This is a genomic window from Vibrio sp. 10N.222.51.C5 (assembly GCF_041474575.1).
Lineage (GTDB): Bacteria > Pseudomonadota > Gammaproteobacteria > Enterobacterales > Vibrionaceae > Vibrio > Vibrio crassostreae_C.
The window spans coordinates 1-535 of record NZ_JBFRUJ010000137.1 but is presented as its reverse complement, the minus strand read 5'-3'; the positions used below and the strand labels follow the sequence as shown (position 1 = coordinate 535).

Annotated in this window: 1 pseudogene; it reads left to right on the top strand. The window is 40.4% G+C overall.

Going from position 1 to position 535, the window contains the following annotated elements:
• Positions 1-417: 417 nt before the first annotated feature.
• A pseudogene (locus AB4558_RS22015) lies at positions 418-535 on the top strand (IS5/IS1182 family transposase); the annotation flags it as partial.

The following is a 535-nucleotide window of genomic DNA, read 5'->3' as shown; positions in this document are numbered from 1 at the left end:
TCTAGCTCGAGTTATCGAATACATTTAAGTTATTCGTTTGACATCAACGATAAAACCTACTCAGTTGGAGTATACAGTAAAAAATATGTCTATTTGCGTGTGAGTGAGTGACAGCCCCTTACTGGCAATGCTTCTTTTGGATCTATAAAGCGTACATACTATGTATAATGGTGTGTACGCTTTTTTATCCCTGAAGGCTTAGCAAGGCGATGGTCTCACTGCGTGAAGACCATCATCCTGCCAAAAGGGTATTTAAGGGAATGATGGTAAAGTAAAATAATAAAGCCACTCCTGACGCTCGCACAGCTCACTACTCGCTAGGCATTTATGATTTTTCTTGGCGTTGTTGCCTAAATTAGTTGAACCTTTTCCAAGTCCTGTGATCTGATCATTTGAAACGATTGGAATGGTGGTGATATGGGTAAAGCAAACAAGAAGATAACTAACTGGACGGAGTACAATAAGGCTCTTTGTAAACGTGGTTCGGTTACATTCTGGATAGATGATTCAGCCGTAGATGCATGGCGATGCAAAA